Source organism: Pseudomonas laurentiana, from assembly GCF_014648275.1.
Taxonomy (GTDB): domain Bacteria; phylum Pseudomonadota; class Gammaproteobacteria; order Pseudomonadales; family Pseudomonadaceae; genus Aquipseudomonas; species Aquipseudomonas laurentiana.
The window spans coordinates 1-519 of record NZ_BMQU01000203.1 but is presented as its reverse complement, the minus strand read 5'-3'; the positions used below and the strand labels follow the sequence as shown (position 1 = coordinate 519).

Below are 519 nucleotides of genomic sequence, written 5' to 3'. Positions count from 1 at the left end.
ATCTATTTCGTAATTGGAGTTGTATTTACTTTATTAGTTATAAACTTTGGTCTATTAAATAATACTAATATATTATATATATACTTCGTTTCTATCATTATTACTATATTTAATAATAATAAAAGCTAAATTCACGAAGAAAAGTAATCAATATTGATGAATCAAAACATAAAAAAATTTTAATATTAATAATAAAATTTATAATAATAATTTATATTATTATTATATATAAGTAATATAATATATACATATAGGTTCATAATTCACTGGTTAGAATATAATGTTGATAACGTTAATATACTGGTTCAAGTCCAGTTGAACCTATAAACAAGGAAATGAATAAAAATTGTAATAACCTAAAAAAAAAAATGGATTATAATTAATTCAAAATGGATTATAATAAATGGGACAAATGACCGAGTGGTTTATGGTGTAATATTTGAGCTATTATGTATTGTTTTCAATACCGAGAGTTCGAATCTCTCTTTGTCCGTTTAATTTATTTATTTTTGAGAAAGA

At 20.4% G+C, this 519-nt stretch carries 1 tRNA gene; it reads left to right on the top strand.

The features are described 5' to 3' along the window. Positions 1 to 406: 406 nt before the first annotated feature. Positions 407 to 493, top strand: a tRNA-Ser gene (locus IE038_RS25805). Positions 494 to 519 lie beyond the last annotated feature (26 nt).